The 17,843-nt window shown below is 64.7% G+C and carries 20 protein-coding genes and 1 tRNA gene; 11 read left to right on the top strand and 10 right to left on the bottom strand.

What is annotated here, in order from left to right:
- Nucleotides 1-78 precede the first annotated feature (78 nt).
- The 4 genes from FJV80_RS31425 to FJV80_RS31440 are packed head-to-tail and all read left to right on the top strand — an operon-like array spanning nt 79 to nt 2,159.
- Nucleotides 79-579 (top strand): tail fiber protein, encoded by a 501-nt coding sequence (locus tag FJV80_RS31425; protein ID WP_142878246.1) that lies wholly within the window; start codon nt 79-81, stop codon nt 577-579.
- A gap of 13 nt (nt 580-592) precedes the next feature.
- Nucleotides 593-1,093 carry a tail fiber protein gene (locus FJV80_RS31430; RefSeq protein ID WP_095775573.1) on the top strand — a complete coding sequence of 167 codons (501 nt, stop codon included), beginning with the start codon at nt 593-595 and terminating at the stop codon, nt 1,091-1,093.
- Nucleotides 1,094-1,102: 9 nt separating this feature from the next.
- Complete coding sequence (locus FJV80_RS31435; protein WP_095775572.1) at nt 1,103-1,627, top strand: tail fiber protein; 525 nt, start codon at nt 1,103-1,105, stop codon at nt 1,625-1,627.
- Nucleotides 1,628-1,634: 7 nt separating this feature from the next.
- Nucleotides 1,635-2,159, top strand: coding sequence for a GNAT family N-acetyltransferase (locus FJV80_RS31440; protein ID WP_142878247.1), 525 nt, complete (start codon nt 1,635-1,637; stop codon nt 2,157-2,159).
- 13 nt (nt 2,160-2,172) lie between these two features.
- Here the strand turns inward: FJV80_RS31440 and FJV80_RS31445 are convergent, their stop codons facing one another.
- Both FJV80_RS31445 and FJV80_RS31450 read right to left on the bottom strand, forming a co-directional pair.
- Nucleotides 2,173-2,751, bottom strand: coding sequence for a 2OG-Fe(II) oxygenase (locus tag FJV80_RS31445; RefSeq protein WP_142878248.1), 579 nt, complete (start codon nt 2,749-2,751; stop codon nt 2,173-2,175).
- Between the two features lie 74 nt (nt 2,752-2,825).
- A complete protein-coding gene (locus tag FJV80_RS31450; protein WP_095775661.1) occupies nt 2,826-3,101 on the bottom strand; it encodes a hypothetical protein in 276 nt (91 codons plus the stop codon).
- A 275-nt stretch (nt 3,102-3,376) separates the two neighbouring features.
- On the opposite strand from FJV80_RS31450, the gene FJV80_RS31455 reads away from it, so the two are divergent.
- Nucleotides 3,377-4,171 carry a SapC family protein gene (locus FJV80_RS31455; protein WP_142878249.1) on the top strand — a complete coding sequence of 265 codons (795 nt, stop codon included), beginning with the start codon at nt 3,377-3,379 and terminating at the stop codon, nt 4,169-4,171.
- An 85-nt stretch (nt 4,172-4,256) separates the two neighbouring features.
- On the opposite strand, the gene FJV80_RS31460 is transcribed toward FJV80_RS31455, so the two are convergent.
- Nucleotides 4,257-4,679 carry a nuclear transport factor 2 family protein gene (locus tag FJV80_RS31460; protein ID WP_142878250.1) on the bottom strand — a complete coding sequence of 141 codons (423 nt, stop codon included), beginning with the start codon at nt 4,677-4,679 and terminating at the stop codon, nt 4,257-4,259.
- A gap of 173 nt (nt 4,680-4,852) precedes the next feature.
- On the opposite strand from FJV80_RS31460, the gene FJV80_RS31465 reads away from it, so the two are divergent.
- Nucleotides 4,853-5,866, top strand: coding sequence for an AraC family transcriptional regulator (locus FJV80_RS31465; RefSeq protein WP_095775567.1), 1,014 nt, complete (start codon nt 4,853-4,855; stop codon nt 5,864-5,866).
- A gap of 6 nt (nt 5,867-5,872) precedes the next feature.
- Here the strand turns inward: FJV80_RS31465 and FJV80_RS31470 are convergent.
- Nucleotides 5,873-5,947 (bottom strand) — tRNA-Gly (locus FJV80_RS31470).
- Nucleotides 5,948-6,159: 212 nt separating this feature from the next.
- Between FJV80_RS31470 and FJV80_RS31475 the strand changes: the two genes are divergently transcribed.
- The 4 genes from FJV80_RS31475 to FJV80_RS31490 all read left to right on the top strand — a co-directional run bounded on the left by FJV80_RS31475 (nt 6,160) and on the right by FJV80_RS31490 (nt 8,953).
- The gene (locus FJV80_RS31475; RefSeq protein ID WP_142878251.1) at nt 6,160-6,657 is read left to right on the top strand and encodes a prolyl-tRNA synthetase associated domain-containing protein; all 498 of its coding nucleotides are present in this window, start codon (nt 6,160-6,162) and stop codon (nt 6,655-6,657) included.
- Between the two features lie 81 nt (nt 6,658-6,738).
- Entirely contained in the window at nt 6,739-7,746 is a 1,008-nt protein-coding gene (gene trxA, locus FJV80_RS31480) for a thioredoxin (protein WP_142878252.1), read from the top strand.
- A 124-nt stretch (nt 7,747-7,870) separates the two neighbouring features.
- Nucleotides 7,871-8,542, top strand: coding sequence for an LON peptidase substrate-binding domain-containing protein (locus tag FJV80_RS31485; protein WP_027047556.1), 672 nt, complete (start codon nt 7,871-7,873; stop codon nt 8,540-8,542).
- Between the two features lie 168 nt (nt 8,543-8,710).
- Nucleotides 8,711-8,953, top strand: a complete 243-nt coding sequence (locus FJV80_RS31490; RefSeq protein WP_095775566.1) for a Trm112 family protein — start codon at nt 8,711-8,713, stop codon at nt 8,951-8,953.
- A gap of 420 nt (nt 8,954-9,373) precedes the next feature.
- Here the strand turns inward: FJV80_RS31490 and FJV80_RS31495 are convergent, their stop codons facing one another.
- From FJV80_RS31495 to FJV80_RS31510, 4 genes are all read right to left on the bottom strand, one after another.
- Entirely contained in the window at nt 9,374-12,727 is a 3,354-nt protein-coding gene (locus FJV80_RS31495) for an error-prone DNA polymerase (RefSeq protein ID WP_142878253.1), read from the bottom strand.
- A complete protein-coding gene (locus FJV80_RS31500; protein ID WP_095788989.1) occupies nt 12,724-14,199 on the bottom strand; it encodes a DUF6504 family protein in 1,476 nt (491 codons plus the stop codon). The genes FJV80_RS31495 and FJV80_RS31500 overlap by 4 nt, the downstream gene beginning before the upstream one ends.
- Entirely contained in the window at nt 14,141-15,175 is a 1,035-nt protein-coding gene (locus FJV80_RS35435) for a hypothetical protein (RefSeq protein ID WP_142878254.1), read from the bottom strand. The genes FJV80_RS31500 and FJV80_RS35435 overlap by 59 nt, the downstream gene beginning before the upstream one ends.
- Nucleotides 15,176-15,282: 107 nt before the next feature.
- On the bottom strand, nt 15,283-15,915 hold the full coding sequence (locus FJV80_RS31510) for a LysE family translocator (RefSeq protein WP_095775562.1): 633 nt from the start codon (nt 15,913-15,915) through the stop codon (nt 15,283-15,285).
- Between the two features lie 135 nt (nt 15,916-16,050).
- Between FJV80_RS31510 and FJV80_RS31515 the strand changes: the two genes are divergently transcribed.
- Nucleotides 16,051-16,473, top strand: coding sequence for a metallopeptidase family protein (locus FJV80_RS31515; RefSeq protein ID WP_142878255.1), 423 nt, complete (start codon nt 16,051-16,053; stop codon nt 16,471-16,473).
- A gap of 95 nt (nt 16,474-16,568) precedes the next feature.
- On the opposite strand, the gene FJV80_RS31520 is transcribed toward FJV80_RS31515, so the two are convergent.
- On the bottom strand, nt 16,569-16,775 hold the full coding sequence (locus FJV80_RS31520; RefSeq protein WP_095774865.1) for a DUF1737 domain-containing protein: 207 nt from the start codon (nt 16,773-16,775) through the stop codon (nt 16,569-16,571).
- Between the two features lie 49 nt (nt 16,776-16,824).
- Nucleotides 16,825-17,715 (bottom strand): CoA ester lyase, encoded by an 891-nt coding sequence (locus FJV80_RS31525; RefSeq protein WP_142878256.1) that lies wholly within the window; start codon nt 17,713-17,715, stop codon nt 16,825-16,827.
- Nucleotides 17,716-17,843 lie beyond the last annotated feature (128 nt).

The raw sequence follows: 17,843 nt of genomic DNA on the forward strand, positions 1-17,843 counted from the left end.
AATACACAAGATTCATGTCGACATTTCTATCTGACGTGTCATGTTAGCGGCATCGGATAGAAGCTGGAGGGGGCCCGTATGGCAGAGCCATATCTATCGGAAATAAAACTGATATCGTTCAACTTCCCTCCCAAGGGTTGGGCGTTCTGCAACGGCCAGTTTCTGCCGATAAACCAGAACCAGGCGTTGTTTTCTCTTCTGGGCACGACCTATGGCGGTAATGGGCAAACCACGTTCGCGCTGCCAAATCTGCAGGGCCGGGTGCCGACGCATATGGGAGGCGAAGGATTTTTCCTTGGTCAACAGGGCGGCGAGCCGTCGCATACGCTTACCATCCAGGAATTGCCGTCCCATGTGCATGGCGCCAGCGCCTCGACGGTGGATGGTGACCAGGTGATTGCCACCAACAATTATCTGGGCCCGGCCAATCAGCTCTATGGCGCACCGGCGAATCTGACGACCATGATCCCAACCGAAGTCAGCAGTATCGGCGGCAGCCAGCCGCACGAAAACATGCAGCCATACCTGACCTTGAATTTCTGCATCGCCCTGGTCGGCATCTTTCCCTCGCGAAATTGAAGGAGTTCGAACGATGGCAGCCTATGTGGGCGAGATTCGCATGTTCGCCGGCAATTTCAATCCGAACGGCTGGATGTTCTGCCAAGGCCAGACATTGCCTATCTCGGAGTATGAGACGCTGTTCCAACTTATCGGCACCACCTATGGCGGTGACGGGGAAGAGACGTTCAATCTGCCGAACCTGTCGGGCCGGCTGCCGCTGCATCAAGGCAACGGGTACGTGATCGGGCAGATGGCGGGTGTAGAAGAGGTTACGCTTACAACGCAGCAGATCGCCTCGCACTCGCACCCGTTCATGGCGACAACCAATATCGGTGGCGCCAGCGCCCCGGGCAACAACGTGCTTGCCCAGTCGTCCACGATCAAAGTCTACTCCGCGATCGCTCCCACCGTGGCGCTGGGGCCGTCGTCGATGACGCCAGCGGGCGGCAGCCAGCCGCACAGCAATTTGCAGCCCTATCTTTGCATCAATTTCATCATTTCACTGTTCGGCGTTTTCCCGAGCCAAACATAGGACAGGACCATGTCGGACCAATTCGTCGCGGAAATCCGAATTTTCCCGTTCAACTTCGCCCCCACGGGCTGGGCGACCTGCGACGGTCAGCTCATGCCGATCTCGCAAAACACCGCCTTGTTCTCGCTGCTGGGCACAACCTATGGCGGCGATGGCAAATCGAACTTTGCCTTGCCGGACATGCAGGGCAATGCGCCGATGCAGCCCGGCCAGGCCGCTGGCGGATCGGATCACTTCCTGGGTGAAACCGGGGGATCGACGACGGTAGCGCTGCTACAGACCGAGATGCCGCAACATGTGCATTCGCTGATGGCCGCCATTCCTCCGGCGCTGCTGTTCGCGCCGTCGGCCTCCACGGGACTGGCGCGGTCGGCGGGAGGACCGGTCTACCAGACCAGCAACGCCAATTTGACGCCGCTGAACAGCAATGCGGTGCAGCCAACGGGCGGCGACCTGCCGCACAACAACATGATGCCGTACCTGACACTCAACTTCTGTATCGCCTTGCAGGGCATTTTCCCGGCCCGCCCCTGATCTGTCGATGACCGGTCTGCAGGTGTTTGAAGCGGCATCAATCGGCTGGATGCGGGCGGTTGGCGCCGGGCTGTCGTTTCGCCCGGCTACGGATGCCGATCTGCCGTTCCTGTCACGGCTCTATGCGTCGACCCGCGCCGAGGAACTCGCGGTGACGTCCTGGACCGACGAGCAGAAGGCGGCCTTCCTCGACATGCAGTTCCGGGCGCAACACGCGCACTACATCAAACACTATCCGGCGGCCGACTGGCTGGTGATCATGCGTGACGGAGACGACATCGGTCGCCTCTATATCGAGCGCTGGCCGACCCAGCATCGCATCATCGATATCGCCCTTCTGCCGGCGCATCGTCGCAAAGGGCTCGGCGCGGCACTGCTCGGCGACCTTATCGACGAGGCATGGTTAGCCGGCAAATCAGCGTCGATTCATGTCGAGAAGAACAATCCGGCCAGACAGCTCTATGCCAGGCTCGGCTTCGCCGTCGCCGAGGACAAGGGCGTTTACGACCTGATGATGTGTCCTCCCCGGTGAAGCGCTGGTGCTCTCACGCGCCGCGATACCACGACACGATGGTGAAACGTTCGTTGCGCGTGACCGGTGTGACTTCGTGCGTCGTTTCCGAACGGAAGGCAACGAGCGAGCCCGGCAACGCCGGCATGGTGACGCGCAGGTTCGGACCGCTGTATGGCCCATGCAGGACCAGCGAGCCGCCGGAATAGCCTTCGGGCAAAGGATCGTCCGACTGACGGTTGAGAAAAATCACCGCCGAGATCTTTCTGAACCGCGACTCGTCGTGAATGAGCGGCGTGTTGCCATCCTGATGCGGCACGAAGAAATCACCTTCCCGGTAGTGAAGAAACTGCGGCTTTTCGCAGGTGCCGAGCGCGAGCCCGAAATGCCGTTCCAGAGCCGTCTTCTGCCGCGCCAACAGGGCATTCACCGGCCCTTCGGTCGCTTCCGAGACCTCGGCGCGCCTGGTGCGGCGGACTTCGGGCCATGCCGGTTTTTGATCGGGACGTCCCATCAGGCCGGCCGGACGGCCCGAGGCAGCCCGAATTTCCGCGCACAGCGCGCAGCATGCTGCTTCGTCAAGGACGCCGGCGATCTGGATATAGTCGATCATATGTCGAGCCGCCCCTCCGAACCGCCCTGTGCCCTGATCGTCGTCCTGACCGACCGGACCGTCGAAAATCAAAATCAGTTGAAGACAGCCTCGTACTGATAGCCGGTCGCGTCGGCTGAAACCGGCACGATGAAGATGTCGTCGGCGATCGCATCGCTGGTGAGGTGGTAGATGGCCTGCGGCAGGCCTATATCGCGCGGCCCCTTGAACAGAAGCGTGAAGCCGCCGCCAGGGCGTGGGCTGGAGGCGATCTGGTGAACGGCCGTCAGTTCGAGGCAAACCGCCCTGCCGCCAATCGCAACAGTGAAAACCGACCCAACCGCCTGCTTGAAATCCGATACCGACGCCATACCGTCTGTCTCACTCCGCTTGTTGCCGGGCGCAATGTCGCCGCTTCGCGGCAGGCTGTCCATAGGCTGGCAGCAGCCCCGAGGCCCGGGCGAGACAATTCATCGCAAAATACCACGGCGGCCGTGCTTTTATGCGCGCCACGGACACTGTAGTACTTTGTCCCAGCGCCGGAGTCTTGGCCCAACCAAGATCAGCGCAACAAGAGCAGATGCCAGTCCTGGGGTCTGATGTGGAGGAGCCGGCCTGATCGGCCGGCGGGAGAAAGGGACGGACCATGGCTGATATCGGGGCGAAGACGCAAGCGGCGCCGGCGGATGCTGCCATGCCGCTGTTCTATTCCAGGCCCGAAGCGCTCAACCCGGCGCGGCACGGCTCGCTGGGGCTGACCGCGCGCGGCAACTTTGCCTTCGCGCGCACCGCGCATGCCATTCCGGTGGTGGCGTCGGAAATGCCGGCGGCGATGCGCTCCTACCCGATCGTCTTCATCGGCCCGGCCAAATCCCCTGTCATCATCACCGGCGTGCGCCAGGGCGAGAACTTGTTCGTCGATGCCGACGGCCGGTGGACCGCGCCGCATTACGTCCCCGCCTATGTCCGCCGCTATCCCTTCATCCTTGCCGAGGACCCGACCACGGCGGGCCGGCTGACGCTGTGCGTGGACAGGGCAAGCGAGCGGGTCATCGACCAGCTCATGGCGCCGTTCCGCGAAGACAAGATCGCGCCGTTCTTCAGCGGCAACCAGCCGACCGAAGCAACCAGGCAGGCGCTCGCCTTCTGCGACCAGTTCCAGATCGACTTCAGGGCCACCCGCGAGATGATCGACAGGATCGACGCGCATGGCCTGTTCGCGCCGCGCCAGAGCAAGGTGACGCTGGAAGGCGGCGAAGTGCTCAACCTCACCGATTTCCAGGTGATCGACGAGCCGGCCTTCAACAGACTGAGCGACGAGGCCTTCCTCGACCTCAGAAAGTCAGGCGCGCTCGGCCTGCTCTACTGCCACCTCGCCTCGACCAACAGCTGGACATCGCTGGTGCACCAGGCATCGCTGCGCGGCAGGCCAGCCGCCTGAAGAACGAAAGAGCCGCGGTCCACCACGGCTTTTCGCTCCATGGAGGGATAGCTGCGCCGCGCGAGCTGTCCGCTCTCGCCGGTGGTCAGATCATGGCATTGGTGTGCAGAGTGCCCTGCGCGACAGGCTGCCGGACTTCCCAGTGCTCGACGAGCTTGCCCTTCGCCAGCCTGAAGAAATCGACGATGGCGATGCCGGTTTCCTCGGGCTCTCGTTTGGCGTGCATGTGCACGATGACGAAATCGCCCTCGGCGAAGATCCGTTTGACCTCGCCCCGGACCATGGGAAAACGTTGCCGAAGCTGCTGCAGATAATCCCGGAACCCCTGGACGCCATCGGCGATGTTCGGATTGTGCTGGGTGTAGCTCTCGCCAAAATGAACGGCGGCCGCGTCCAAATCTCCCTCATTCACCGACTTTTCAATGAAGTCGAGCACGACGGCCTTATTCGCTTCGAGCGTCGCATCGTGGAGCGCTGTGGACGTCTGGATGAATTGCTGATCACGCATGGATATCTGTCCTGTCTTGGGATGGCTTGAAGCCGGTTGCTGAATCGGTCCGGTTCACCGCGCCCCCGCACTTTCATCGACCGAGATGCGATGATCGATGGCTTGAACTTGCATATCCTTATCCAATCGTCTCAAATTGCGCCCTGTTTGGTTTTCGCGAAAGGAATACGGACGTGGACGTCTTGTCGGATGTCCTGGCTTCCATACAGCTGGGAAGTGCGGTGATCGGCAAGGCCAGGCTGCGGCGTCCGTGGGGCATCTCGGTCGATCCCATGCGCAATACCGCCATTCATCTCGTGCAGCGTGGCGAATGCTGGCTGCGCCTTGCGGGCAATGACGGACCCGTTCGTGTGGCCGAGGGCGACGTGATTCTCGTCGGCAGCGGTGTTGGTCACACGCTCAGCGACCCGGCCAATGCGCAGGTGTCGCCAATAGGCGCCGTGCTTTCGGCAACGCTCGATCCCGATGATCGGCCAGGCGTAGACGACGGGACGACGCTTCTGTGCGCCAAATATGCGCTGGACGGCGCGGGGCCGAACCCGATGGTGTCGCTGCTGCCGCCATTGATCCATCTGACGCGCGCACAGATCGCCGCCAATGAACCGCTTCGGCTGGCAACCGATCTGCTGCGGGTCGAGGCAAGTGGCGGCTTGACCGGCCACGACATCGTAGCGCCGCGTCTTCTCGACAGCGTGCTGGTCTTCCTGCTGCGGGCCTGGATCGAAAGCCAGCCGATCGGAACGGCGGGCTGGTTCGGCGCCTTGCGCGACAAAGGCGTGGCGCAAGCGCTGCGTCTCATCCACGAGCAGCCGGCAGTCCCGTGGACCGTTGCATCCCTGGCGCAAGCCGCATCGCAATCGCGCGCCACCTTCGCGCGGCGGTTCGCCCGGCTGGTTGGCGAACCGCCGCTGGCCTATGTCACGCGCTGGCGCGTCAACCTCGCTGCCAAAGCCTTGCGGGACAGCAATCGAACCATCGACGAAATCGCTCATGCGGTCGGCTACGAGTCGGCGCCATCGTTCTCGCAGGCCTTTGCCCGTCTGACCGGGCAGCCGCCCGGCGGCTATCGCAGAGGCTTTCGGTCGTCCGAACCGGAAATCCAGCGCATTGCTTCCCCGAACGATCCGAGCCCCGAAAAGCAAAACGGCCGCCCGAAGGCGGCCGATTTAGCACTTGATTCCCCTTGAGGAAATTGGAGCGGGTGAAGCGATTCGAACGCTCGACCCCAACCTTGGCAAGGTTGTGCTCTACCCCTGAGCTACACCCGCTCACACGGCGTCTTGGCCGCAAGCCGGGCCTATATGGCTGAAGAGCGCGGCGATTGCAACAGGGAAATCGCAGGCTTTTTTCAACATGCCAAACGATGCCGGCAAACCGCCCGCGGCGCGGGGATTTCATCGGCCTGTCGTGCGATGGCCTTGTGTCGGCCACCGCATTGGCCGTAAACGGCAAGGCGGAAAAACGACGAAGAAGACGATCGATGCCGAAGACCGAAGCCGAACTTTTTGCCTTTCTCGCCGAACTCGGCATCGCCGTTTCGACGAAACGCCATCCGCCGCTCTATACGGTCGCCGATTCGCAGGCGCTGCGCGGCGAAATCGCCGGCGGGCACACCAAAAACCTGTTCCTGAAGGACAAGAAGGACAATTTCTTCCTGGTCACCGTCGGCGAGGAGGCGGTCGTCGATCTCAAGCAGATCCACCAGCTGATCGGCGCCGCCAGCCGTGTTTCCTTCGGCAAGCCGGAGATGCTGATGGAGCTTTTGGGCGTCTCGCCGGGCGCCGTCACCGTCTTCGGCGTCATCAACGACACGGCGCACCGGGTCAAGCTGGTGCTCGACGAGGATTTGATGGCGCATGCCGTCATCAACGCCCATCCGCTGACCAATGAGGCGACGACATCGATCGCGTCGGCCGATCTCATCAGATTCGTCGAGGCAACCGGGCACGATGCTGCTATCTTGAAAGTCTCGGCATGATCGCCACATGCATGGCGAAACCGACTTCCAATGACATGGCGCCGACCCGCGGGCCGGCGGCGCGACCGAAAGGGTGACGAGATGAGCGACAACAAGCCGTTTGGCGGGTCATTCGGCAGCAGTGGCGGCCAGTATGCGCCCACCGTTCAGTACGGCGGAACCGCAGCCGCGCCGGCAAAGGTCGCGCTTGGCGAAGCCGCGCCTCCCGCCGCCACTGGCGATGTCATCAAGGACACCACGACCGCCGCCTTTGCCGCCGACGTCATCCAGGAATCGCGCCGCCAGCCGGTGCTCGTCGATTTCTGGGCGCCGTGGTGCGGTCCCTGCAAGCAGCTGACCCCGCAGCTGGAAAAGGCGGTCCGGGCCGCCGGCGGCAAGGTCAAGCTGGTCAAGATGAACATCGACGATCATCCCTCGATCGCCGGCCAGCTCGGCATCCAGTCGATTCCGGCCGTCATCGCCTTCAAGGACGGCCAGCCGGTCGACGGCTTCATGGGCGCGATCCCGGAGAGCCAGATCGCCGAATTCATCACCAAGGTCGGCGGCAAGGGCAATGGCGCCCCGGCCGTGGCCGAGGCGCTGGCGGCCGCGACGGAAGCGCGCGAGGCCGGCGACATGCAGACCGCCGCCGACATTTTCGACGCCATCCTGGCGCAGGCGCCGGAGACGATCGAGGCGATCGCCGGGCTGGGCGAGCTGCTGTTCGAGGCCGGCGACACGCAAGGCGCCGAGGCTTTGCTGGCGACGGCGCCCGAGGCCAAGAAGGACGCGCCTGTTCTCGCCGCGCTGCGCGCCAAGATGGCGCTGGCCGCGCAAGCGGCGGAACTGGGCAATCCGGCCGAGTTCGAGCGCCGCCTGGCCGAAAACCCCAAGGACCATCAGGCGCGTTTCGACCTGGCCATGATCCAGAATGCCAGGGGCGAACGCACGGCGGCAGCCGACAACCTGCTGGCCATCATCAAGGCCGACCGCGGCTGGAACGAGGATGGCGCCAGGACGCAATTGCTGCAGTTTTTCGAAGCCTGGGGCATGACCGACGAGGCGACGCTGGCCGCGCGGCGCAAATTGTCGGCGCTGCTGTTTTCCTGAGCCGGCGGCTGTTTCGTCGCACGGGCTTGTGGTCGGCGGCGGCCGCGCCAGATTAGGAAGCTGACTTCGGCCAAGCCGACGATCCCGGCGGCGGGCGGCGAATGAAGTCGATCGGAGGAATGTGGTGCAAGCGGGAAACGCGCATTACCGGCTGGCCAAGGATCTGCCGTCGACGATCCCGATCTTTCCGCTCGAGGGCGCGCTTTTGCTGCCGGGCGGCCGCATGCCGCTCAATATCTTCGAACCGCGCTATCTGCAGATGGTGGACGAAGCGGTCGCCGGCTCGCGGCTGATCGGCGTCATCCAGCCCCGTCTGGACGGCGCGCTGCGCGAGGATGGCGAGCCGGAACTGTGCAATGTCGGCTGCGCCGGCCGCATCATCGCCTTCTCCGAAACCGGCGACGGCCGTTACCTGATTTCTCTGCAGGGCGTTTTCCGCTTCCGCATCGCTCATGAACTGACGGTCAAGACGCCGTTTCGCCAGGCAAAGCCGGCGCCCTTCCTCGCCGATCTCGATGACGATCCGGCGGCGAACGAGATCGACCGGCCGGCACTGCTCAAGGCGTTCCGCGCCTATCTGCAGGCCAATGACCTCGAGGCCGACTGGGAAAGCGTCAGCCGCGCCGAAAATGCCATGCTGGTCAACGCGCTGTCGATGATGGCGCCCTACGGCCCGGCCGAGAAACAGGCGCTGCTCGAAGCCGCCGACCTGAAGACGCGCGCCGAAACGCTGATCGCCATCACCGAAATGGCGCTGGCGCGCGAGAATGAGGACTTTGGCTCGAGCCTACAGTAAGATGTGCCGATATTCAGGTGATGCCGGCCTGCAAATGGCGGCTTCCTGCGCTTCCGGTGCTCACGTACGGAAAGTACGCTCCGCTCCGGTTCTCGGAAGCCACCATTTTCGACTCGGCCTGACCTGAATCTCAACACATCTTCAGATAGTCGGTCAGGAGGCAATAGAGTGGCGGCTGATGGGCGTGACGGAAAGAAGATCAATGTTGATCCCAAGCTGCTGGAACTCCTGGCCTGCCCGCTGACCAAGGGGCCGCTGGCCTGGGATCCAGAGCGCGGCGAACTGATCTCGCGGGTCGCCAAGCTCGCCTATCCGGTGCGCGACGGCATCCCGATCATGCTGCCCTCCGAGGCGCGGACGCTGTCGGCGGAGGATGTGCTGGCGCCGCCGAAGCTGAGTGGGCCGTCTTAGGGTATATCGATATTCAGGTTATGCCGGCCTGCAAACAATGGGTTGCTGGGCTTGCGGCCTTCGCCGGCCGAAGCACTCATAAGTAGCTTGTCAGTCAAGGCTACGGCCGGCGTAGGCCGGTGCTCACGGGGCCGGCGTAGGGGCGGTACCATTCATCGCGTCGTCATCCCAGGGCGGAGCAGCCGCGCAGCGGCGTCGCGGAGACCCTGGGATCCATGCCGTGACGTATGCGACGCGCGAAAGCGGGCCAGAACCAGGTGCCTTTCTTCCGACGGTGTAGAGACGCAATTCTGGACCGTGGCACTCTTCGGTTGATGTCGCGGCATGGATCCCTTGAGCTGCGGAGCAGCTCCAGGGGTCTGCGCGACGGAGCTTCGCTCCTGCTCCGCCCGTGGATGACGAAGGTGCGTGTGGCCCTGTCTACTGAAAATTGCGCCCCTTGGGCATGACGCTTTCCGCCTCTTCCGACAGCATCGCAATATCCTGCCCGACCGGCGCGTTGCGTATCGCGGGTCGGCTGTCGCGAATCGGAGCCTCAGCTTTCGCTGCTGGAGGGGAAGCGCCCGGCGCTCCGGCCCCGCTGACCTTCTCCAGAAGCACGGTCAGCCAGGGCGTCAGATCCTCGATCTTTTCGGCGACGATATGGATGACACCGGATTCCGACTGCAATTTGCCGGTGACCTTGACGAAGCGCGCGCCCATGACGATCGGCCGGAAGCGGTTAAAGGTCCGCTCCCAGAAGATGACGTTGGCGACCGCCTTGTCGTCCTCCAGCGTCAGGAAGATCGCATTGCCCTTGCCGGGACGCTGCCGCACCAGGACGAGGCCGGCGACGGAAACCCGCCTGCCGTCGCGTACCGAAGGCAGGTTGGCATTGGGCGTGACCCCGGCGCGGTCGAGCCGCTCGCGCAGGAAGGCGACCGGATGCGCCTTCAGCGACAGGCCGAGCGAGCGGTAGTCGTGGATGACATGCTCGCCGAGCGGCATTTTCGGCAACTTCGTCTCCGGCTCCAGCTCGCGCAGGCGCAGCGCCGGCTGGTCGAACAGCGGCAGCTTTTCGGCCGCACTCCTGGCGCCCAGCGCGCGGACTTCCCACAGCGCGGCACGGCGGTCGAGGCCGACCGAACGAAAGGCATCGGCCTGCGCCAGCCGCTCGATCTCGTCGACATCGAGGCCGGAGCGCAGCCAGACGTCACGGACGGTTTCGTAAGCTGAACCCCGCCGCTTTACGAAATCCTCCATGCGTTCCTTGGAAAGACCCTTGATCTGCCGGAAGCCGAGCCGCACCGCATGGTTCGTCTCGATGACCCCGCGCATATCGGCATGGCGCGGCAGGATGCCGGCCGGATCGAACGGCGCTTTTTCCAAGGTGCAGTCCCAGACGGAATAATTGACGTCGACCTCGCGGATGTCGACGCCATGGTCGCGCGCGTCGCGCACCAGCTGCGCCGGCTGGTAAAACCCCATCGGCTGCGAATTCAGGATCGCGGCGCAGAACACGTCGGGATAGAAGGTCTTGAACCAGCAGGAGGCATAGACGAGCAAGGCAAAGGAGGCGGCGTGGCTTTCAGGAAAGCCATATTCGCCAAAACCCTCGATCTGCTTGAAGCAGCGCTCGGCGAAGTCCTTGGTGTAGCCCTTGCCGACCATGCCGTCGATCATGCGCTGGCGGTAATTGCCGATGGTGCCGGTGCGCTTGAAGGTGGCCATGGCGCGGCGCAGTTCGTCGGCCTCGCCCGGCCTGAAGCCGCCGGCGACGATGGCGATCTTCATCGCCTGTTCCTGGAACAGCGGCACGCCGAGCGTCTTGCCGAGAATCGCCTCGAGCTCCGGTTTCTGATATTCGGGTTTTTCCTTGCCTTGCCGGCGGCGCAGATAGGGGTGCACCATATCGCCCTGGATCGGACCTGGCCGCACGATCGCCACCTCGATGACAAGGTCATAGAAATCCTTTGGCTTGAGCCTTGGCAGCATCGACATCTGGGCGCGCGATTCGATCTGGAAGACGCCGAGCGTGTCGGCGCGGCCGATCATGTCGTAGACGCGCATGTCTTCCGGCGGCAAGGTGGCCAGCACATAGGGTCGGCCATAGGGATCCCGGGCTTTTGGATAGTGGTCCGTGAGCAGAGTGAAGGCGCGCTGCAGGCAGGTCAGCATGCCGAGCGCCAGAATGTCCACCTTAAGGATCTTCACCGAGTCGAGATCGTCCTTGTCCCATTCGACCATCTTGCGTTCGTCCATCGCCGTCTTGACGATGGGGACGATCTCGTCGAGCCGGTCCCTGGTGATGACGAAGCCGCCGACATGCTGGGAGAGGTGGCGGGGGAAGCCCATGATCTCATTGGCCCGTTCCATCACATGGCGCGATGTGGGGTCGCTCCGGTCGAGGCCGCCGGCGCGGGCTTCCTTCTCGCCGACTTCGGAGGTAGACCAGCCCCAGATCGAGCCGGACAGGGACGCCCGGACATCCTCCGACAGGCCCATCGCCTTCGACACTTCGCCCAGCGCCGAACGGCCGCGATAGCTGATGACGGCGGCGGCGAGCGCGGTGCGCTTGGAGCTGTATTTCTCGTAGATGTACTGGATGACGGTCTCGCGCTTCTCATGCTCGAAGTCGACATCGATGTCGGGCGGCTCGTTCCTCTCCTCGGAAATGAAGCGTTCGAACAGCGTGTCGATCCGGTCCGGCCCGACTTCGGTGATGCCGATGCAGAAGCAGACGATCGAATTGGCGGCCGAACCGCGCCCCTGGCAGAGAATGTCCTGGCTGCGGGCGTATTTGACGATGTCGTAGACCGTCAAGAAGTAGCGGGCGTAGTTGAGGCGCTCGATCAGGGCGAGCTCTTCCTCGATGCGCTTGATCACCGAATGAGGCACGCCTGAGGGATAGCGCCTGGCCGCCCCCTCCCGCGCCAGTCTTTCCAGCTCTGCCTGCGGCCCGAGACCGGATTCCGTCGGCTCGTCGGGGTAATTGTACTGGAGGTCGCTGAGCGAGAAGGCCAGCTCTTGCGCGAACAGCAGCGTCTCGGCCAGCGCCTGCGGATGCCTGCGGAACAGGCGGGCCATTTCCAGCGGCGGCTTCATATGGCGTTCGGCATTGGCGCTGAGTTCCAGCCCGACCTCGGCGACCGGCGTGTTGAGACGGATCGCGGTCAGCACGTCCTGCAGCGGGCGGCGTTCGGCGGTGTGGTAGAGGACATCGTTGGTCGCCATCAGCGGGATGCCGGTGCTCTGGGCAAGCGCCGCTGCCTGCTCGATCCGGAAACGGTCATTGCCCGCATAACAGGGCGAGACGCCAAGCCGCAGGGCCCTGCCGAAACGGTCCTTGAGCTGGCCAAGCAAGGCAAGACAGTCCTGCGCGCCCGCTGCCAGATCGGGCATGACCGCCAGCGACATCAGATCCCCCCATTCGAGCAGGTCGCCGCGCTGGAGAAGGGTGGCGCCCTTTTCGGTCTCGTCGCGCAGATTGGCCTGGGTGAGCATGCGGCACAGATGCCCCCAGCCTGCCCGGTTCCTGGGATAGGCGAGAATGTCCGGCGTGCCGTCGCCAAAAACCAGCCGGCAGCCAGGGTGATAGGCAAGCTTTTCGACCTTGGCCTGCTGCCAGGCGCGCACCACGCCGGCCACCGTGTTGCGGTCGGCAAGGCCGATCGCCGAGAAACCCATGAGCTTGGCCGCGACCACCAGCTCCTCCGGCTTGGAGGCGCCGCGCAGGAAGGAGAAGTTCGACTGGATGCCGAACTCGGCATAGGGAATGACGGTCAGCGCATTCATGCGAAGACCCCGTGCATGAACCAGCGCGGCGCGGCTTGCGAGCCGCCGTAAAGCCCTTGCCGGTAGAGCCAGTAGCGGCGGCCGTCGGCATCCTCGATGCGGAAATAGTCGCGTGTCGATGCCGCGGCGTCGCCTGGCGCCTGGCGCCACCATTCGGCGGCGATGCGTTCGGGACCCTCGGCGCGGGTGACGCGGTAGAGCGCGCGCCGCCAGCGGAAATGCAGCGGCGGACCCTCCGGCATTTCGGTGGCCGGCACCTCGATGGGCTCGGGCGCGCGGAACAGCCGGATCGGCCGTTCCGGCGGAAAGATGGTTGTAGGCGCCCGCACCCTGTCCGGTCTCTTCGGCGGCGTGGTCCGGCGCGGCGCTTCGCTGAAGGGGACGATGGCGACGGCGCGCTCCGGCAGATGGCTTTCAACCGCGACCGGCTGCAGCACGGCGCCCTCGCCGAGCCGGGCGCGGATGCGGTCGGCGAACAGCGCGATGTCGGCGCCGTCATCGGTCACCTCGCCCGTCAGATCGGCCTGCGCCATGTCGAAGGCGGCGGCCGCCAGCACCGAAAGCCGCACCAGATCGAAGCCGTAGCCGGCGTCGATGTCCTGCTCGAGGGCGGCCAGCCTTTCATGGAACAGTTTCTGGATCAGCCGGGGATCGCGCATCGGCCGCGAGGTGCCGAGCGCGATGCGGCTGACGGCGCCGTCGACGCGGAAGAGCAGCAGCGCCAGCCTCCGCGCGCCCTCGCCGCGGCGTTCGAGATCGGTCTTCAAGGTCGTCGCCAGCAGGCCGACCAGCCGCTCGATGTCCTCGGTCAGGGTGACGGGTTCGGCGAGATGCCGCTCGACCGAAAGCGGCGCCACGGGAAGGCGCGGCGAGACCGCTTCGTCGAGACGGCCGAGCGCCTGGTCGAGGCGCAGCAGCAAGGTGGCGCCGAAGCGGCGGGCAAGCGGCGCGCGCGGTGCTGCCATGACGGCGCCCGCCGTGCGCAGGCCGACACTTTCCAGGCTGGCGCGGGTTTCCGGCGCTATGCGCAGTGCGGCGAGCGGCAGAGGCGCCAGCAGCGCTTCCTCCTCGCCTGAAACAACGATGCGGTCGCCGCAAAAGCGAGCCGCCGCCCAGGCCGCGCCCGGCGTCGGGGCAAGGCCGGCGCGGACATCGAACCCCTGATGGAAGAAGCGCGACAGGATGTCGTCCAGCATGGCGCGTTCGCCGCCGAACAGATGGGTGCAGCCAGTGACGTCGAGAAACAGTCCGTCCGCCCCATCCAGCGCCACCAGCGGGGTGTAGCGGTCGCACCAGTCGGCAAGGCCTTCGAGCAGGCGCCGGTCTGCCTCCGGATCGGCCTCGACGATGTCGATCGACGGATGCATGGCACGCGCGTCGGCAATGCCCATGTCGCGCTTCAGGTGCAGCGCCTCAGCCCGCTCGTCGAGGGCTGAGATGCGCTGCGCGTTGCCCTGGCGGTGGCTGATCACCAGTGGCGGATGAGATGGCGTCGGGTGCTCTTGGGGCCGGGAACGCCAGGACCGCCCCAGGCGCTGCCGCAGGATCCTTTCGGCCGCCAGATAGGGAAACCACAGGGACAGGATTCTTTGCCCGGCCTGTCCGTCCTTCCTCGCCCCTTCTTTCGTCGAATACGCGTTCATCGGGGTTCCACTCCAGTGTGAATTGTCCAGGCAAGGCCGTGCGGCTCTTGTCGATGCTGATGGTGAAGGCCGGGCGGCCGATCGATCCGGCGAGCGGCCCGGCGACGGTTTCGCGCGGCACGGCCGGCGCCGGCGAGACGATGAGGCGGACGGGCGCCGCCGTCGGTTCTGGCTCGGCCGCCTGCCGCAGCAGGAATACGGGGCGGCCGGCACTTTGCGCCCTCGCATGCAGCCGGCGCGTCGTGGTCAGGTCGAGCCGCAGCGGGTTGCCGCGGATTTCGAGGATGACGGCGGCGAGCGCCGTCATCCGCGCTGCTTCCTCGGCGACCCACAGCGCATCGACGAGTTTCGGCGCCTCGGAAAACAGCAATTGCTCAGGCCCGATGCCGAAGCAGGCCTGCAGTCCCCTGGCATAGGGAAAGCCCGCCTCGCGGAAGATTTCCGTGGTGCCTATCCACAACACCGGCAGCCCTTGCGCCTGCTTGAGGATCAGGCTGGCGAGCGACAGGGCAAAGCCGGCGACGGCTCCGGCATCGCGGGTTTCCAGGCCATGGATTTCGCTGAGCGCCGCTTTCGGCAGCCCACCGCTCAGGGCGGCATCGAGAGGGTCGACGCCGATCGGCAGGAAGGCATCCGGCAAGGCCGCGGCAAGACCGCGCCGGACGATCGTGAGATCGGCGCTGGCGTCGGCATCAAGCGGCGCGCCAGCCGGCGCCTGCAGGCGCTCGGGCAGCGTTCCCTCGATCTTCGCGATCTGGCGGCGCAGGGCAAAAACAGTCTCCCGCGCCACGGCTGATATCGCCATGACGGTCAGTGTCCACTCACAATTGTTCCTGTTATGTTCCTATTGATTCCAGAGGGTGACGGAAGAGTCAAGCAGAGTCACAAGGAATTTATTCCTGCAAACGCGCTTCAGCGCTGGCCGCCGAAAGCCAGTCGGGCGGCCAGGCCCGCGAATACGGTTCCCAGCAGGATCTGCGGCGCCCGCCGGAACCGCGTGCGTTTCGATAAGGCGGCTCCGATCCGGCTGGCGGTCAGGATGACCAGGCCGTTGACCATCAGCCCGATCAGATTGAGCACGGTCGCCAGCAGCAGGATCTGGCCGGCGACGGAACCGGTCTCGGGGCGCACGAATTGCGGGAACAGCGCCAGCACGAAGAGCGCCATCTTCGGGTTGAGCAGATTGGTCAGCAGGCCTTGCCGGAAAATCCGGCTTCGCGAATAGCGCGGCAGGCCGGCGACCGGGGCAAATGCCGTTCCGTCGGAACGGAACGCCTTCCAGGCGAGATAGGCAAGGTAGGCCGCGCCGGCATAGCGCACGATGTCGTAGGCGATGGGCGCTGCCAGGAACAGTTGCGACAGGCCGAAGGCGGCGGCCAGCGCGTGGCAATAGGTGCCGGCGGCGATGCCGGCATAGGTCGCCAGGCCCGAGGCGCGCCCCTGGCTGGCGCTGCGGGAGGCGATCAGCAGCATGTCCGGCCCTGGCGTCGCGGTCAAAGCGAGGCAGGCAATGGCGAAAAGTCCGATGGTGGAAAGGTCCGGCATGAGAACTCCCCAGGAGATGGCCGGAACCGACCCCTAAGCGATTCCTCGGCATCGGCAAAGGTGCCGCGGCAGGAATTGCCGCTTCATTTGCCTCGCCCGGTGCGAAAGCCTATATGCCGGATCAAAGGACAAAGCATGGCCCGCATCTACAAGACCCGCACCTGGCATGGCGAACTCGCCCCCTCGATGGAGGAGATAGAGTTCCTGGCGCTGGAGGCCTACGCCCATCTGCCGGAAGATTTTCGCAAGCTGACGGGCGAGATCGTCATCCAGATTGCCGAGTTCCCGACCGACGAGATCATGGACGACCTGTCGCTGGAAACGCCGTTCGACCTGCTCGGCCTGTTCGAGGGCCGCGGCATCGCCGAGCGCTGGAACCCGCAGACCGGCGAAGGCCCGAACCGCGTCACGCTCTACCGCCGCGCCATGCTCGACTACTGGGCCGAAAACGAGGAGACGCTCGGCGACATCGTCACCCATGTGCTGATCCACGAGATCGGCCACCATTTCGGCCTGTCGGACGATGATATGGAAAAGATCGAAGAGGCGGCTGAGTAGAGCCCACACTTCGTCATCCTAGGGTCTGCGCCGCTTCGCTTCGCTCCTTGCTTCGCCCTAGGATGACGAAGAGAAGGAAGGCCTCAGCGCCTGGCCTACCAGTCGCTGAGCTTGGTATCCGGCCCATATTCCTGGCCGTCGACATCCTTCACCACCGCCTGGCCGCAGCGCATGGTCTTGGCCTCCTTGTCATAGGCATAGGTCGGCGAGCCGAACAGGTGCCAGCCCTTGTTCAGCGCCGCCGTCACCTTGTGGCAGAAGCTGGCGTCGTCCGGGCCGGTGAGAAAGCGGTAGAGTTTCATGTCCCAAGTCCTGTCGTAAGTGCCCATAGCCCGCGAGCATGGGGCTATATCATGCGCCGATGGCGGCCGCCTTCGCCAGCAGTTTTTCGGCCTGTGCCAGATGCAGCCGCTCGACCATCTTGCCGTTCAGCGCGATCACGCCTCTGTCTGTGTTTTCCGTGAGCGCAAAGGCATCTTTCACCGCGCGTGCCTCGGCGATCGCCTCCGGCGAGGGCGCGAAGCCGCGGTTCGCGGCGTCGATCTGGGCCGGATGGATCAGCGTCTTGCCGTCGAAGCCCATGGCGGCCCCCTCCGCGCACTCACGGGCAAAGGCGTCGAGGTCGCGAAAATCATTGGCGACGCCGTCGAGCATGTCGAGGCCTCCGGCGCGCGCGGCCAGCACCATCTGCATCAGCCATGGCACGAGGTAGCGCCGGTCCGGCGTCACGTGCACACCGGTGTCCTTGGCCAGATCATTCGTTCCGGCAACGAAACAAGTGAGCCGGGAGGCCGGGTCGCGGCCCAGTTCGGCAATGGCGCCGATGTTGAGCAGGGCTTTCGGCGTCTCGATCATCGCCCAGAGTTTCACGCTATCGGGGGCAAAATTGTCGTCGAGCACGTCGCCGACTTCGAGGATGTCGCGCGGCGTGGCGATCTTGGACAGCAGGATGCCGTCGGGCTCGACTTTCGCCACGGCCAGGAGGTCGTCGTCGCCCCATTCGCTGGCCAGCGCATTGACGCGCACCACCATCTCGCAGCGGTGGCCGAGTTGGTTGGCAGCCGGGCGGCCGGCGAAGATGGCGGGCAGCTTTTCGCGGGCGGCAATCTTGTCGGCCGGCGCGACGGCGTCCTCGAGGTCGATGATGATTGCGTCGCAGGACAGAAGCGTGATCTTGGCCAGCGCCTTGTCGTTGGAGGCCGGGACGTAGAGGACGGAGCGGCGCGGGCGGTAGGGTTCCATGCCCGATCTATGCCGTGTGTGATTGGTGGAGGCAAGCGTTGGGGCTGTGCGGCCACCCTCTCCCTTGTGGGGAGGGTCGCTGCGAAGCAGCGGGGTGGGGTCCGGCGACGGAACCCCACCCCGACCAT

The sequence above is a fragment of the Mesorhizobium sp. WSM4310 genome, assembly GCF_007003935.1.
GTDB lineage: Bacteria > Pseudomonadota > Alphaproteobacteria > Rhizobiales > Rhizobiaceae > Mesorhizobium.

What these genes read in the sequence shown, in the direction of transcription:
- FJV80_RS31435 (WP_095775572.1), top strand. Translation starts at nt 1,103, where the DNA reads ATGTCGGACCAATTCGTCGCGGAAATCCGAATTTTCCCGTTCAACTTC.
- FJV80_RS35435 (WP_142878254.1), bottom strand. Translation starts at nt 15,175, where the DNA reads ATGGCGATATCAGCCGTGGCGCGGGAGACTGTTTTTGCCCTGCGCCGC.
- FJV80_RS31440 (WP_142878247.1), top strand. Translation starts at nt 1,635, where the DNA reads ATGACCGGTCTGCAGGTGTTTGAAGCGGCATCAATCGGCTGGATGCGG.
- FJV80_RS31430 (WP_095775573.1), top strand. Translation starts at nt 593, where the DNA reads ATGGCAGCCTATGTGGGCGAGATTCGCATGTTCGCCGGCAATTTCAAT.
- FJV80_RS31495 (WP_142878253.1), bottom strand. Translation starts at nt 12,727, where the DNA reads ATGAATGCGCTGACCGTCATTCCCTATGCCGAGTTCGGCATCCAGTCG.
- FJV80_RS31450 (WP_095775661.1), bottom strand. Translation starts at nt 3,101, where the DNA reads ATGGCGTCGGTATCGGATTTCAAGCAGGCGGTTGGGTCGGTTTTCACT.
- FJV80_RS31460 (WP_142878250.1), bottom strand. Translation starts at nt 4,679, where the DNA reads ATGCGTGATCAGCAATTCATCCAGACGTCCACAGCGCTCCACGATGCG.
- FJV80_RS31515 (WP_142878255.1), top strand. Translation starts at nt 16,051, where the DNA reads ATGGCCCGCATCTACAAGACCCGCACCTGGCATGGCGAACTCGCCCCC.
- FJV80_RS31455 (WP_142878249.1), top strand. Translation starts at nt 3,377, where the DNA reads ATGGCTGATATCGGGGCGAAGACGCAAGCGGCGCCGGCGGATGCTGCC.
- FJV80_RS31475 (WP_142878251.1), top strand. Translation starts at nt 6,160, where the DNA reads ATGCCGAAGACCGAAGCCGAACTTTTTGCCTTTCTCGCCGAACTCGGC.
- FJV80_RS31510 (WP_095775562.1), bottom strand. Translation starts at nt 15,915, where the DNA reads ATGCCGGACCTTTCCACCATCGGACTTTTCGCCATTGCCTGCCTCGCT.
- trxA (WP_142878252.1), top strand. Translation starts at nt 6,739, where the DNA reads ATGAGCGACAACAAGCCGTTTGGCGGGTCATTCGGCAGCAGTGGCGGC.
- FJV80_RS31445 (WP_142878248.1), bottom strand. Translation starts at nt 2,751, where the DNA reads ATGATCGACTATATCCAGATCGCCGGCGTCCTTGACGAAGCAGCATGC.
- FJV80_RS31525 (WP_142878256.1), bottom strand. Translation starts at nt 17,715, where the DNA reads ATGGAACCCTACCGCCCGCGCCGCTCCGTCCTCTACGTCCCGGCCTCC.
- FJV80_RS31425 (WP_142878246.1), top strand. Translation starts at nt 79, where the DNA reads ATGGCAGAGCCATATCTATCGGAAATAAAACTGATATCGTTCAACTTC.
- FJV80_RS31520 (WP_095774865.1), bottom strand. Translation starts at nt 16,775, where the DNA reads ATGAAACTCTACCGCTTTCTCACCGGCCCGGACGACGCCAGCTTCTGC.